Source organism: Bifidobacterium magnum (assembly GCF_000741255.1).
Taxonomy (GTDB): domain Bacteria; phylum Actinomycetota; class Actinomycetes; order Actinomycetales; family Bifidobacteriaceae; genus Bifidobacterium; species Bifidobacterium magnum.
On the sequence record NZ_JGZB01000006.1, the window covers coordinates 45,713 to 58,980 of the forward strand.

13 protein-coding genes and 5 tRNA genes are annotated in these 13,268 nt (G+C 57.9%); 17 read left to right on the plus strand and 1 reads right to left on the minus strand.

Features of this window, described 5'->3' with window-relative positions; translation table 11 throughout:
- Positions 1-13 precede the first annotated feature (13 nt).
- A complete protein-coding gene (locus BMAGN_RS06000; protein WP_081640848.1) occupies positions 14-832 on the minus strand; it encodes a PAC2 family protein in 819 nt (272 codons plus the stop codon).
- Between the two features lie 193 nt (positions 833-1,025).
- Here BMAGN_RS06000 and BMAGN_RS06005 point away from each other — a divergent pair.
- The 17 genes from BMAGN_RS06005 to sucD all read left to right on the plus strand — a co-directional run bounded on the left by BMAGN_RS06005 (position 1,026) and on the right by sucD (position 13,267).
- A tRNA-Gly gene (locus BMAGN_RS06005) sits at positions 1,026-1,098 on the plus strand.
- A 22-nt stretch (positions 1,099-1,120) separates the two neighbouring features.
- Positions 1,121-1,191, plus strand: a tRNA-Cys gene (locus BMAGN_RS06010).
- 21 nt (positions 1,192-1,212) lie between these two features.
- A tRNA-Val gene (locus BMAGN_RS06015) sits at positions 1,213-1,284 on the plus strand.
- Positions 1,285-1,323: 39 nt separating this feature from the next.
- Positions 1,324-1,396: transfer RNA gene (locus BMAGN_RS06020), tRNA-Val, on the plus strand.
- A 22-nt stretch (positions 1,397-1,418) separates the two neighbouring features.
- Positions 1,419-1,491: transfer RNA gene (locus BMAGN_RS06025), tRNA-Gly, on the plus strand.
- A 225-nt stretch (positions 1,492-1,716) separates the two neighbouring features.
- Positions 1,717-3,747 (plus strand): threonine--tRNA ligase, encoded by a 2,031-nt coding sequence (thrS, locus tag BMAGN_RS06030; protein WP_034250422.1) that lies wholly within the window; start codon positions 1,717-1,719, stop codon positions 3,745-3,747.
- A gap of 142 nt (positions 3,748-3,889) precedes the next feature.
- Entirely contained in the window at positions 3,890-4,561 is a 672-nt protein-coding gene (locus BMAGN_RS06035) for a CDP-alcohol phosphatidyltransferase family protein (protein WP_022859439.1), read from the plus strand.
- Positions 4,562-4,585: 24 nt separating this feature from the next.
- Positions 4,586-5,584, plus strand: a complete 999-nt coding sequence (locus BMAGN_RS06040; protein WP_022859440.1) for a phosphatidylinositol mannoside acyltransferase — start codon at positions 4,586-4,588, stop codon at positions 5,582-5,584.
- Between the two features lie 85 nt (positions 5,585-5,669).
- Positions 5,670-6,800, plus strand: coding sequence for a glycosyltransferase family 4 protein (locus BMAGN_RS06045; RefSeq protein WP_152593230.1), 1,131 nt, complete (start codon positions 5,670-5,672; stop codon positions 6,798-6,800).
- 51 nt (positions 6,801-6,851) lie between these two features.
- Entirely contained in the window at positions 6,852-7,607 is a 756-nt protein-coding gene (locus BMAGN_RS06050) for a YebC/PmpR family DNA-binding transcriptional regulator (RefSeq protein WP_022859442.1), read from the plus strand.
- Between the two features lie 5 nt (positions 7,608-7,612).
- Positions 7,613-8,194 carry a crossover junction endodeoxyribonuclease RuvC gene (ruvC, locus tag BMAGN_RS06055; protein ID WP_022859443.1) on the plus strand — a complete coding sequence of 194 codons (582 nt, stop codon included), beginning with the start codon at positions 7,613-7,615 and terminating at the stop codon, positions 8,192-8,194.
- Between the two features lie 40 nt (positions 8,195-8,234).
- On the plus strand, positions 8,235-8,858 hold the full coding sequence (gene ruvA / locus BMAGN_RS06060) for a Holliday junction branch migration protein RuvA (RefSeq protein WP_022859444.1): 624 nt from the start codon (positions 8,235-8,237) through the stop codon (positions 8,856-8,858).
- A 12-nt stretch (positions 8,859-8,870) separates the two neighbouring features.
- The gene (gene ruvB, locus BMAGN_RS06065) at positions 8,871-9,941 is read left to right on the plus strand and encodes a Holliday junction branch migration DNA helicase RuvB (protein ID WP_022859445.1); all 1,071 of its coding nucleotides are present in this window, start codon (positions 8,871-8,873) and stop codon (positions 9,939-9,941) included.
- A 70-nt stretch (positions 9,942-10,011) separates the two neighbouring features.
- Positions 10,012-10,464 (plus strand): preprotein translocase subunit YajC, encoded by a 453-nt coding sequence (yajC, locus tag BMAGN_RS06070; RefSeq protein WP_022859446.1) that lies wholly within the window; start codon positions 10,012-10,014, stop codon positions 10,462-10,464.
- 58 nt (positions 10,465-10,522) lie between these two features.
- Positions 10,523-11,104, plus strand: coding sequence for an adenine phosphoribosyltransferase (locus BMAGN_RS06075; protein WP_022859447.1), 582 nt, complete (start codon positions 10,523-10,525; stop codon positions 11,102-11,104).
- Positions 11,105-11,153: 49 nt separating this feature from the next.
- On the plus strand, positions 11,154-12,350 hold the full coding sequence (gene sucC / locus BMAGN_RS06080) for an ADP-forming succinate--CoA ligase subunit beta (protein ID WP_022859448.1): 1,197 nt from the start codon (positions 11,154-11,156) through the stop codon (positions 12,348-12,350).
- Positions 12,347-13,267: a succinate--CoA ligase subunit alpha gene (gene sucD / locus BMAGN_RS06085; RefSeq protein ID WP_022859449.1), complete on the plus strand. Its 921-nt coding sequence runs from the start codon at positions 12,347-12,349 to the stop codon at positions 13,265-13,267. The genes sucC and sucD overlap by 4 nt, the downstream gene beginning before the upstream one ends.
- The last annotated feature ends 1 nt before the right edge of the window (position 13,268 follow it).

Sequence of the window (13,268 nt, forward strand, 5' to 3'; positions counted from 1 at the left end):
TTGTACAGCCTTATTATTTCGTTTCCGAGAAGTCATGGGGGAGTCCGCGCAGAAACTCTTCCGCATCGGACACCAGCTGTTCGACGGCGGGCGACCCCTGTTTGGTGATATGGCGCGCCTGCTCGCGCATGTCGTATTCGCGTTCGAGCTGTTCAACATATTTGGTCAGATCGGGGGTGTTGCGCAAAATGATGTCCGCGTGGGAACGCCACTGCTCGGCACGGTTTTCCAGATGCTCCGTCATAAGATTCACGGGCATGGACCGGGACAGCGCCTGCAACAGTTGCGCGGTGCCCAGCGCGCAATCGTTGTTGCCCAAATATTTGGGGACCGATACCCATAACGAGGTGGTGGCGTACCCTTCCTCTTCGGCCGAGGCGTCAAGTACCTGGGGAATGCCGATAGGGCCGTTGTGCTCGTATTCCTCGTCGACGGGCTCGCCGTTGACCATGATATCCATGGGCAGCGGGCGCGTGTGTGGGCAATCCGCGAACATCGACCCCAACGTGTACACGTGGCTGACTTCGTATTCGCGGGCGATCCGCAGGCTTTCCTGACAGTATTCGATCCACCCGTAATTGGGTTCCGGACCCATTTCGGCGAGAATATGGAACGTGTCGCTCACGGCGATGTCGTAGAACGTGGTTTGCGGCCAAAGAATACGTCGGTATCCCTGGATATTGCACTGGATCGGACGGGAAACCTGATAGTCGTAATAGCCGTCACGATTGATATGAGCCACCTCCGTGGAAGGGTAGCGGGAAACCAGTTGATGGATAACATCCGTGGCGCAATGGCACGCGTCGTTCCATCCATCAAAGGCACACACCATAGCCACACGGTGTTTGGAGGCTTGATCATACATGCTTAGTACTTTAACGTCTTATGCGTTTGCAAACACCATAATACATCTTAAAGAGAACAGACATTCACAATTTGTTCGACACGCCGGCATTTGCAAATATGAACGATGCGGTTATAGTAGTGACTCGTGCTCAAGCAGTGATGAACTGGTTGAAACGCTTGCGGACATAGCTTAGTTGGTAAAGCGCGACCTTGCCAAGGTCGAGACCGCGGGTCCGAGTCCCGTTGTCCGCTCTAGATTCCTCGGGAGTCTAATGGTGGGTTAGCCAAGCGGTTAGGCAGCGGCCTGCAAAGCCGTATAGACGAGTTCGACTCTCGTACCCACCTCGCCGATGAATCGGCACAACCGGGCGGTTGGCGCAGAGGTAGCGCACTTCCCTGACACGGAAGGGGTCACAAGTTCGAATCTTGTATCGCCCACGGAACTGGTCCGCTGAACCGGTTGCATAAATGAAGATCGGGTGATTGGCGCAGCGGCTAGCGCACTTCCTTCACACGGAAGGGGTCATAGGTTCGATTCCTATATCACCCACGAATCAACTCCTGTTGATTATGCGGACATAGCTTAGTTGGTAAAGCGCGACCTTGCCAAGGTCGAGACCGCGGGTCCGAGTCCCGTTGTCCGCTCTCTTTTTTGCGTTTCCGCATTTGCATTTTTCTTCCTATATTTTTATTTTGTCTTTTCGTGCGTTCGTATGATGTTTCGCGTGTCATGCCACCGAGCCTTGGGGGAGGCCGGATGGGGCGCGAAACGCACCGTCCGTCTTGTCTCAACATGACCTTATGTTAGCTACGTTAGTTACGTCCAAGCCTGCACCTTGTAACGCGGGCTCCGATAGCAAAGGACATCGTATGGCTGAACAGACCATCTCTATTAATCTCAATGGTGAAGCGAAGGAGGTGGCGGCAGACATCACGGGCGTCCAGCTCTTCGCAGATGACAAGAACATCATCGCGGTGCGATTGAACGGCGAACCGCGCGACCTGTATACGCCACTTCAAGACGGCGACACCATCGAGCCGATCGCGCTTGATTCCGAAGACGGCATCCGCATCATGCGCCACTCCGCCACGCACGTCATGGCCCAAGCGGTCCAGGAAATCTTCCCGGACGCCAAGCTCGGCGTCGGCCCGGTCATTGAAAACGGCTTCTACTACGACTTCGATGTGCAGAACCCGTTTACCCCGGAGGATCTGAAAGCCATCGAAAAGCGCATGCAGCGCATCATCAAGTCTTCCCAGTCCTTCCGCCGCCGCGTGGTAACGCAGTCCGAAGCCCAGCTCGAAGAAGCCGAGCAGCCTTACAAGCTCGAGCTCATCGACGACAAGGAAGCGGCCATCGACGACGGCATCGGAGAAGATGTCGCGCACCGCGAGCTGACCATGTACGACAACGTGGATCGCGAAGGCAACGTGGTGTGGACGGACCTGTGCCGTGGACCGCACCTGCCGAACACGCGCTACATCAAGGCGTTCAAGCTGGAGCGCGCCGCCGCCGCGTATTGGAAGGGTTCCGAGGCGAACCCGATGCTGCAGCGCATTTACGGCGTGGCATTCCCGACTAAGGACGAGCTCAAGGCCTACCAGGTGCGTCTGGAAGAAGCCGCGAAGCGCGACCACCGCAAGCTCGGCCAGGAAATGGACCTGTTCTCCTTCCCGGACGAAATCGGACCGGGCCTGGCGGTATTCCACCCCAAGGGCGCCGCGGTCATCAACGCCATGGAAGATTACTCGCGTGAAATGCACCGCAAGCACCATTACAGCTTCGTGCAGACCCCGCACATCACCAAGGGCGGCCTGTACGAGACGTCCGGCCACTTGCAGTGGTACAAGGACGGCATGTATCCTCCGATGCACTTGGATGAAGAGCGCGATGAGGACGGCAACATCACGAAGCAGGGCTTCGACTACTACCTCAAGCCGATGAACTGCCCGATGCACAACTTGATCTTCAAGTCCCGCCAGCGTTCCTACCGCGAGCTGCCGCTGCGCCTGTTCGAGTTCGGTACCGTGTACCGCTACGAGAAGTCGGGCGTGGTCCACGGCCTTACGCGAGTGCGCGGTTTGACCCAGGACGATTCCCACATCTACTGCACGCGCGAGCAGATGAAGGGCGAGCTGAAGAACCTGCTGACCTTCGTGCTGAATCTGCTCAAGGACTTCGGCCTCAACGACTTCTATCTGGAGCTCTCCACGAAGGACGAGCACAAGTTCGTGGGCTCCGACGAAATCTGGGAGGAAGCGACCACCACGCTGGCCGAAGTCGCCAAGGATTCCGGTCTCGAACTCGTGGACGATCCGGGCGGCGCCGCTTTCTACGGCCCGAAGATCTCCGTGCAGGCACGTGACGCTCTGGGACGCACGTGGCAGGTGTCCACCATTCAGCTGGACTTCAACCTTCCGGAACGTTTCCAGCTGGAGTATGTGGCGGCCGACGGCACCCACCAGCGTCCGGTGATGATCCACCGCGCGCTGTTCGGTTCCATCGAGCGTTTCTTCGCCATCCTGCTGGAGCACTATGCCGGCGCGTTCCCGGCATGGCTCGCCCCGGTGCAGGTACTGGGCGTGCCCGTCGCCGACGAGTTCGCTCCGCATCTCCAGGAGTTCATCGGCTCGATGGAAGAGGAGACGGTGCGCTGCGAAATCGACCTGTCCGACGACCGTTTCGGCAAGAAGATCCGCAACGCCTCCAAGTCGAAGGTGCCGTTCATTCTCATTGCCGGTGAAGAGGATGTGTCCAACAACGCCGTAAGCTTCCGTTTCCGTGACGGCAGCCAGCTCAACGGCGTGCCGATCGACCAGGCCAAGGCTTGGATCATGGCCGCATTGAAGTCGCGCGTGCAGATCAACAGCGCCGACGATTTCAACGCCGTGGAGCACTGAGCTCCCGGCCGTTGACGGGTTGAACCGTTGACTTTTGGGGATTCGCGAACATTCGCGGATCCCCATTTTTTATACAAAATCAATGATCTTGTTATCGTAAGGTACGTAAAGTTATCCATTATTCGAGGAAAAAGATCATCGCATGCTTGAAAAATTACGTCCCCCGTTTAAACGCTGCATCGAGCCAATCGCCAAGTTGCTGGTGGCCATGGGCCTGTCCGCGAACGCGGTAACGGTTAGTGGCGCCGTCGGCACCACGCTGGTCGGCATTGCCACGGGCATTACCGGATGGCTGTTCTGGGGAGCGGTGGTATTGACCATTCTGGTGCTGTTCGATTCGCTTGACGGATCCGTGGCGGCGTTGACCACGGGCAGCACCAAGTTCGGGGCGTTCCTTGATTCCACTCTCGATCGCATCGCCGATTGGGGAGTGTTGATCGGAGCGGCCATCTACTTCTTCATGAACATTTATCCGCACCATGACGGCCTCATCAATACGCAATCCATGAATATCGTCGCGCTTGTCGGCTTGTGCTGCACGGCATACGCCATGATGACCTCGTTCGTCACGCCATATGCCCGCGCACGCGCCGAATCCATCCAATGCGAAGCCAAGGGCGGCATCGCCACACGTTCCGACCGCCTGACCATCATCCTTATCGGCATGGCGGTCAGCGGCCTGGCCCATAGCCCGCTATGGCTCGCCATCGCCATGGCGCTGCTGTGCGTATTGGGAACCATCACCGTCTTCCAGCGCATCGGCGAAGTGAAGAAGGCGCTGGCTGCGCGTGGCGGTCTCGACCACGCGGACTGACCCGGTACTGTCGGAAGGTTGTTCATGTTCGATTCGTTGCTCAACGCCATAGCACGTCATTCACGCCGTATCCCGCAATGGCTTATCGAGGGACTGTTCGCTGCCGCGGCCAATATCGCATGGCTGGCCCGGGCGGCAGGCGTGCGACAATTGGAACGCAACCTGCGCCATGTCCTCCAGTCCTCACACCCGCAGCGGCCCGTCACCGCGCATGAGCTGCGCGCGATGAGCCGCAAGGGCATGCGCTCGTATTTCCAATATTTCGCAGAGGCGATGACGGTGGACGCCAGAAGCGAAGAGCAATTGCGAGCGCGCGTGCGCGGCGAAGGCGAAGGCGTGCCGATGCTGCAGGAGGCCGCGCGCCACGGTCAGTCGTCTCCCATGGCGCTGGGACATCAGGGCAACTGGGATTACGCGGGGCTATGGGGCAGTTTCGAAGTGGCGCCCGTACTGACCGTCGCGGAGCGTCTGTCCAATGAACAACTGCTGGAAACATTCATCGAGATCCGCAAGAAATTGGGCATCACCGTGCTGCTGACGGGTAGCAAGCATTTGACGGCCCAGCTTGAAGAACGCATGCGTATTGACGCCCCTGTGGTGGCGCCCCTGTTGGCGGACCGTGATTTGGGACGCAATGGCGAGTTTGTGGAAGCGTTCGGTTCCGTCATCCGTGTGGCGCGCGGTCCAGCGACGCTCGCTTATGATTCCGGCCGTCCGCTGTATGTGGTGAACGTGTACCGTGAACGTCTTGACGGGAAACGGCGCGATCAGGCGGCGACCCGTTACGGATACGTGTGCGAGATCGGCGCCCCGATCGACGTGACGCCATTCCTTTCCATGGAACGGGAGGAAGCCATCCACGCCATTTCCCAGGAGTGGGTGCGCATATGGTCCCAAGGTATCGTGCGCCATCCGGAGGATTGGCACATGTTGCAGCCGATTTTTATTGATGACCTCGATTTTTCGCGGCTCAAGAACGTCCCCGAGCATGTGCTGGAAATGGTGGGAAAGTCAAGTCGGTGATTCACAATACATAGTTGTGTCTGTATCTAATTCGAAACGTCATACTACGACTTTGGGGAAATCTGTATCATCACGTTCCAAAACGATGCGGATTGGTATCATTTGCCCGTATTCTTTTGAAACTCCGGGTGGAGTGCAAAACCATGTGCGCGATTTCGCCCATGAACTTATCGCCCGCGGCTATGAGGTGTCGGTGTACGCTCCGGGACGGCGTACCACCGACATGCCATTGTGGGTGCATACCAACGATTCGTCTTTTGCGGTTCCGTACAATGGTTCATGGGCCCATCTGAGCTTCTTCCTGACCGCCGGCATGCGCGTGCGCAGATGGGTGAGGCAAGGCCATTTCGACATTTTGCATATTCACGAGCCCGAAATTCCGTCATTGTCTCACAAGCCGTTGCGCATGCGTCGCGCGCCGCGGATGGTCGCCACATTCCATGCGAGCGTTGAACCATATCCGAAACTGTTGCGCATGTTCGGGCGCATGATCACGCGCCAACTGCAACCGGTCGCGCAGGCGATTTTCGTTTCTCCTGCCGCGAAGCGTACCGCGGACCACTTTGTGCCGCTATCTACGCCGAGCCATGTCATTCCTAACGGTATCGACTACGATTTCTTCGCCAAGGCCGAGCCGCGCACGTCTTGGCGGGGAACGGCCCAAGCGCCGACCATCGGTTTTCTGGGACGCATGGCGGAAGAGCGCAAAGGCTTCCGCATTTTTGCGAAAGCGGCGTCATATGTGTTGCAGCGGTATCCGCAGGCCAGGTTCCTGTGCGCCGGCGACGGCCAGGATGCAGCGTACGCCATGCTGCGCGACATCGACCCGTCAGGACAACTGCAACGCCATTTCGAGTTTCTCGGACGCATCGACGACGACAGCAAAGCTTCGTTCTACCGTTCGCTGGACATCTATGTGGCGCCACAAACGGGAGGGGAGAGCTTCGGCATTGTGCTCGCGGAGGCCATGGCCGCCTCGTGCGCGGTGGTGGCGTCGGATCTCGAAGCGTTCGTGGATGTGACGCACAACGGCGCCGAAGCGGCGCTTTTCCAGAACGGTGACGCGCACGATTGCGCCGAGACCATTGTGGAATTGCTGGAAGACGAAGAGCGGCGGAACGCTCTGGCGCAAGCCGGCAGCGACCGCGCCCGCGATTTCGACTGGTCGGCCGTGGTTGATCAGGTGCTTGCCGTATATAATGAGGCGTTGTCTTAGAACTGCAATAGAATCATTGCGTTTATTAGTATCGATTAGCGTAGGAGCATTATGTCAGGTCATTCCAAGTGGGCGACCACGAAGCACAAGAAGGCTGCCATCGACGCAAAGCGCGGCAAGCTGTTCGCGAAGCTCATCAAGAACATTGAAATCGCCGCTCGTCAGGGCGGTGGCGATCCGGACGGCAACCCTGCACTCTACGACGCCATTTATAAGGCCAAGAAGGCTTCCATGCCGGCCGACAATATCAAGCGCGCCGTCAAGCGTGGTTCCGGTGAAGAAGCTGGTGGCGCCAACTACGAGAGCATCGTCTACGAAGGCTACGCTCCCGCCGGTGTGGGCATCATCATCGAATGCCTTACGGACAACCGCAACCGTGCCGCCGCTGAAGTGCGTTCCACGCTGACCAAGGGCAACGGCTCTCTGGCCACCACGGGCGCCGTAAGCTTCAACTTCGAGCGCAAGGGCGTCATCGAGGTTCCGGCCGAAGGCGTGGATTTTGACGACCTGTTCGAGAAGGCCGCCGAAGCTGGTGCGGAAGACGTGCAGGATCACGGCGAGACCTTCGCCGTGGTGACGGATCCTTCCGACCTCATCGCCGTGCGCAAGGCTCTGCAGGATGCCGGTGTGGATTACGATTCCGCCGACCTGACCATGCTGCCGAAGAACGAAGTCGAGCTGACGCTTGAGGATGCCCAGAAGGTGTCCCGCCTGATCGACAACCTCGACGACCTGGACGATGTCCAGAACATCTACAGCAACTGGACCGCTTCCGATGAAGTCATGGCCCAGTTGGAAGAAGAGTAATCCCTTTGATTATTCTTGGCGTTGACCCCGGCCTTACGCGTTGTGGTGTCGGCGTGATAGAAGCCGGCGCTCATAGCCGGCTTTCTTTTATTCACGTGGATGTCGTACGTTCGGAACCTGAACAGCCGCAGGATTTGCGATTGTTGACCGTGTACAACGGTTTGGCCGCCAAAATGGACGAATTCATTCCCGATGTGGTGTCCATCGAGCGCGTGTTTGCACAAGACAACCGCAATACCGTGTTGGGTACCGCGCAAGCGGCGGGCATGGCGATGCTCGCCGCCGCGCAGCGCGGCATTCCCGTCGCCGTGCACACGCCTTCCGAATCCAAGACCGCGATCACGGGAAACGGCAAGGCGCAAAAGATCCAAGTGGAACGCATGGTCGCCCGCATTTTGAATCTCAACACTTTGCCCAAACCCGCGGACGCCGCCGACGCGCTTGCCATCGCGATATGCCACGCATTGCGCCCCGCCGGCGCCATCCAAGGTGGCGAGCGTGAGCAGCATCTGACTGCGGCCCAACGCCAGTGGGCCATGGCCGCCCAAAAGGCGGGCAAAAGCAGCAGAGTCCGCAGAGCCATGTAAAATACGAACATATGTTCGATTTTTATTGCTAGGGGCCGCCATGATCGCATTACTTACGGGCGAGGTCGTAGCGGTTGATAGTACCGCCATCATCTTGGACGTCAATGGCGTGGGATACGAGATACGCATGCCATTGGCCGACCTCGCGGAAATTCATATTGACCAGCATCGTACGGTGTATACCGTCATGAGCGTCAGCCAGGACGCCATTGCGCTACAAGGCTTCCTTTCCATGGAGGCCAAGCGTATTTTCACGCAGCTCGTGAAGGTGAGCGGCATCGGCCCCAAGGTGGCTTTGTCGCTGCTGTCGACATTGAATCCGGGCCAGATCGCCCAGGCGATTTCAGACAATGACGCGTCCGCTTTGGCCAAGGCGCCGGGTCTGGGCAAAAAAGGCGCGCAAAAGATCATTGTGGAATTGCAAGGCTCCATCACGGCGCCCACGCCCGAACTGGCCTCGGACACTCCAGCGCGTATGGCGGCTGAAGATACGGGCAGGCTTCAGGTTATTGAAGGCCTTATTTCTCTCGGATGGCATCAGCAGGACGCCGTGGCGGCGGTAGACGGCGCCATCGAGGATCTCCACTGCGCAACACCGTTGCCACACAGCGAAGTCCCCATGGTGCTGCGCCAAGCCCTTAAATCTTTGGACTCGGGAAGGTGACGCATGGAGCAGATGGAATATTTTGACGCCGACAACAGCAACGCGCGTGAGGAATCGTTGCGCATGGTTTCCACGGCGCCCATGGACAACGAGCCCGTAAGCGACGAGGAACTGCGTCCGCACATTCTTGACGGTTTTATCGGCCAGCCGCGCCTTAAGGCGCAATTGCAGCTTTTCTTGGATGCGGCGAAAAAACGCGAGGTGCCGCCGGACCACATTCTGCTTGCAGGTCCTCCGGGATTGGGCAAGACCACATTGGCCATGATTGTCGCCAACGAACTGGAAGTCCCCATCCGCGTGACGTCCGGCCCCGCAATCCAGCATGCCGGCGATCTCGCTTCCATCCTCAGCTCGCTGGACGCCGGGGAAGTGCTGTTCATTGACGAAATCCACCGTCTTCCGCGAGCCGCGGAGGAACTTCTTTATATTGCCATGGAGGATTTCCGTGTGGACGTGATGGTCGGCAAGGGACCTGGAGCGTCTTCCATTCCGCTCACCTTGCCTCGTTTCACCGTGATCGGCGCCACGACGCGCGAAGGCATGCTGCCGTCTCCGCTGCGCGCCCGCTTCGGATTTACCGCGCACCTCGATTTTTATCCGATCGAGGAATTGGAGAAGCTCATCACGAGGTCCGCCAGGGTGCTGGGTCTGGAACTTGCGCAGGGGTCGGCCATACAGATGGCGTCCCGCTCGCGCGGTACGCCGCGCATTGCCAACAGGTTGTTGCGCCGTGTGCGAGACTGGGCCCTCGTCCACGATTTGGAAATCGTGGAACCGCAAGACGTCCAAGACGCATTGGCGCTCTACCAGATCGACACGGAGGGCCTGGACAGGCTCGATATCGCCGTGCTCAATGCGATCGTGAACAATTTCCAGGGCGGCCCCGTCGGCCTGAACAATCTCGCCGCCATGGTGGGCGAAGAGCAGGAGACCATCGAAACGGTATGCGAACCGTATCTGGTACGCGAAGGATTCCTCATGAGGACTCCGCGCGGGCGCATGGCCACGCGCAAGGCATGGGAACATCTCGGCATGCAACCGCCTGAAGATGCTAGTAATTCCGATGTCAGTAAGCTAATCTAAAGTTGTCTGTCCGTGGGCATGAATCGTGCCCACGGCAGTTGTGACATATACGACATGCAAGGAGCCCATTGTGGATTATATTTTTCTGATCATTCTACTGGTGTTCATGGTCGGCATGCTGTTTTTCCAGTCGCGCAAGGCAAAGAAGCAAAACCAAGAACTTCAAGACTTTAGGAAGAACCTGCAGCCGGGCACTGAAATCATTACCATCGGTGGCGTGATCGGCAAGGTCGTGGATGTCGACGAGGAATATGAAGAGATCGTCATCGATTCTGAAGGTTCCCAGATGCGTTTCGCATTCAAGGCGGTCAGCCGTCAATACGTGCGCCCCGCGTATGTACATGACGACGAGGTCGACGAGGAAGGCAATCCGCTTCCGCAAGAACCCAAGCAGATCGAAGATGCCGAGGTGACCACCGAGGTGCAGGAAGATGTTGTGGCCGAGGAACCGGCCGCTGCGGCACAAGCCGAAGCTTCTGAAACCGAGAAGGACACCAAGCCGGTAGCAGACGAGCGCGCATAAGCGTTGTTGTCTACACGCTTGTTCATATCCAATACCAGTGATGAAGTAAAGGACAACTATGGCACAGTCAGACATCACGTTGGCTGACATACAAAAAGTCGGCCAAGAGGATGCGCAGTACCTCGTCTCGTTGATTCGTTCCATTCCGAATTATCCGAAAGACGGCATTCTTTTTCGCGATTTCATGCCCGTTTTCGCCGATGCGAAAGCCTTGAGCATCCTTATGGACGCCTTGGAAAAGGCGCTTCCGGTTCCGGTCGACCAGATCGATGCGATCGCCGGCCTTGAGGCTCGCGGATTCCTGTTTGGTCCCGCTATGGCTGCGCGTTTGGGGAAGGGATTCATTGCCGTACGCAAGGCCGGCAAGCTCCCGCCGCCGGTAAAATCGGCGAGCTATTCGCTCGAATACGGCGAGGCCACCATTGAAATCGAGTCCAATGCCGTCCACGAAGGCGAACGCATTCTCATCGTCGACGATTTGATCGCCACAGGAGGATCCGCTTCCGCCGCCCGCGATTTGGTCAAAGCGTGCGGAGGAACCGTCGCTGGCTTTAGTTTTGTTATGGAATTAGACGGACTGAACGGCGTGGCTTCGCTGGGCGATTATCCTACGAGTTCGTTGCTGACCATGCCGGCCTAGTTGTAAATCGACTCCTGGTCGTTGTCTGACGCCACTTGGAAGGAATCTTATGGATCTATATGAATACCAAGCGCGTGAGTTGCTCAAAGAACAAGGCATTCCTGTTCCGGAAGCGATATACGCGCAAAATTCCCATGAAGTTGCTGAGGGCAGCGACCAGATAGGCTATCCTGTGGTCGTCAAGGCGCAGGTAAAGATCGGCCACCGCGGGCAGGCCGGAGGAGTTAAGCTCGCACACACTCGCGATGACGCGATTCTCGCCTCGGAAGACATTCTTCCCATGACCATTCACGGCCACTCGGTAAGTGGCGTGCTGGTAGCCGAGGCTAAAAACATTCTTCATGAATATTATGTGTCCATTTCCGTGGACCGCTCGTCCAGGGATTTCGACGTGTTGGCCACGGCCAATGGCGGTACGGAAGTGGAAGAAATCGCCAAGGAGCATCCGGAATCGGTGAAGCGCCTGCATATTAGCGCGTTGGACGATTTCGATATTGAAGCAGCCCGGGAAATGGCCGCGGCCATCGGTTTCTACCATGCCGATGTGGAACAGGCCGCGCAGATCCTGTTGCGCATGTGGCGCTGTTTTAAGGACAATGACGCAACCTTGGTGGAAATCAATCCTTTGGCCAAGATTGGCGATCCCGATGACGAGTCGTCCAAATCGCTATGCGCATTGGACGCGAAGATTTCACTGGACGACAACGCAAAATTCCGCCATGACGGTTGGAAGCGTTTCGACGACAGCACGGGAAGCGACTCGTTGGAGCATCAGGCCCAAGAGTTTGGCCTGCATTATGTCCATCTCGACGGCGAAGTGGGCGTGATCGGCAACGGCGCGGGGTTGGTCATGAGTTCCCTCGACGCCGTCGCATATGCGGGGGAGGATCAGGGCAACGGCATTACCGCGGCCAATTTCCTCGATATCGGCGGCGGCGCCTCCGCGCAAACGATGTGCCAGAGCCTGCGCATCGTATTGTCCGACCCGAAAGTCGAATCCGTGCTCGTCAACGTGTATGGCGGCATCACATCCTGCGAGCAAGTGGCGCGCGGCATTATCGAGGCCATTGAAGAGCTGCGCATGACCAAGCCGCTGGTCGTCCGCTTTGACGGCAATCATGCGAGCGAGGGTCTCGCCATATTGCGCGAAGAACACAATTCCATGATCCATGTCGCCCCCACCATGGAGGAAGCTGCCCAAATGTCCGTGCAATTGGCGGCGCAAGCTAAGGAGAACAGGCAATGAGCGCATTCCTAGAACATGATGCCCCTGTTATTGTCCAAGGAATCACGGGCCATCAAGGCATGATGCACGCGCAGCGCATGCTGGCCGCGGGCACCCGTGTTGTCGGCGGTGTCAATCCACGCAAGGCGGGTACCTCGCTGACTTTTACTGGCATGGATGGCACCGACGTTGAAGTGCCTGTTTTCGCAACCTGTCAGGAGGCCAAGGCCGAGACCGGCGCCCAAGCGAGCGTCATTTTCGTTCCGCCACGATTCGCCAAGTCCGCGATGGTCGAGGCCATTGAGGCCGGTTTTTCCGTCGTGGTGGTTATCACCGAGGGCATTCCCGTCGCGGACAGCGCCTATTGTGTGGAACTCGCCTTGCGCAGGGGAGTGCGCCTAATCGGACCAAACTGCCCCGGTATGGTCACCATGAGCGGCCGGCCGGATCAACATGGCGTCAACCTCGGCATTATTCCTGACGGCATTACGTCATATGGTCCGTTGGGACTCGTGTCCAAATCCGGCACCTTGACCTACCAAATGATGGCGGAACTTGGCGATATCGGTTTCACCGCGTGCATTGGGGCGGGAGGCGACCCGATCGTGGGCACCACGCTGCAGGAAGCGCTTATGGTCTTTGAAGACGATCCGGAAACCCAAGCGGTGGTGATGATCGGCGAGATCGGCGGAAACGCGGAACAAGACGCCGCCTTGTGGGCGCAAGAACACATGACCAAACCCGTGGTCGCATACATCGCCGGATTCACAGCTCCTGAGGGTAAACAGATGGGCCATGCCGGCGCCATCGTCTCCGGAGGCAAGGGAACGGCACAAGACAAGAAAGAGGCACTAGAAGCGGCCGGTATCCCCGTTGGACGCACACCGCGTCAGACGGCGGATCTTATGCGTGAGTTGTTGGCCGCTCGAAGCAAGTGAT

What these genes read in the sequence shown, in the direction of transcription:
- BMAGN_RS06000 (WP_081640848.1), bottom strand. Translation starts at nt 832, where the DNA reads ATGGTGTGTGCCTTTGATGGATGGAACGACGCGTGCCATTGCGCCACG.
- thrS (WP_034250422.1), top strand. Translation starts at nt 1,717, where the DNA reads ATGGCTGAACAGACCATCTCTATTAATCTCAATGGTGAAGCGAAGGAG.
- BMAGN_RS06035 (WP_022859439.1), top strand. Translation starts at nt 3,890, where the DNA reads ATGCTTGAAAAATTACGTCCCCCGTTTAAACGCTGCATCGAGCCAATC.
- BMAGN_RS06040 (WP_022859440.1), top strand. Translation starts at nt 4,586, where the DNA reads ATGTTCGATTCGTTGCTCAACGCCATAGCACGTCATTCACGCCGTATC.
- BMAGN_RS06045 (WP_152593230.1), top strand. Translation starts at nt 5,670, where the DNA reads ATGCGGATTGGTATCATTTGCCCGTATTCTTTTGAAACTCCGGGTGGA.
- BMAGN_RS06050 (WP_022859442.1), top strand. Translation starts at nt 6,852, where the DNA reads ATGTCAGGTCATTCCAAGTGGGCGACCACGAAGCACAAGAAGGCTGCC.
- ruvA (WP_022859444.1), top strand. Translation starts at nt 8,235, where the DNA reads ATGATCGCATTACTTACGGGCGAGGTCGTAGCGGTTGATAGTACCGCC.
- ruvB (WP_022859445.1), top strand. Translation starts at nt 8,871, where the DNA reads ATGGAATATTTTGACGCCGACAACAGCAACGCGCGTGAGGAATCGTTG.
- BMAGN_RS06075 (WP_022859447.1), top strand. Translation starts at nt 10,523, where the DNA reads ATGGCACAGTCAGACATCACGTTGGCTGACATACAAAAAGTCGGCCAA.
- sucC (WP_022859448.1), top strand. Translation starts at nt 11,154, where the DNA reads ATGGATCTATATGAATACCAAGCGCGTGAGTTGCTCAAAGAACAAGGC.
- sucD (WP_022859449.1), top strand. Translation starts at nt 12,347, where the DNA reads ATGAGCGCATTCCTAGAACATGATGCCCCTGTTATTGTCCAAGGAATC.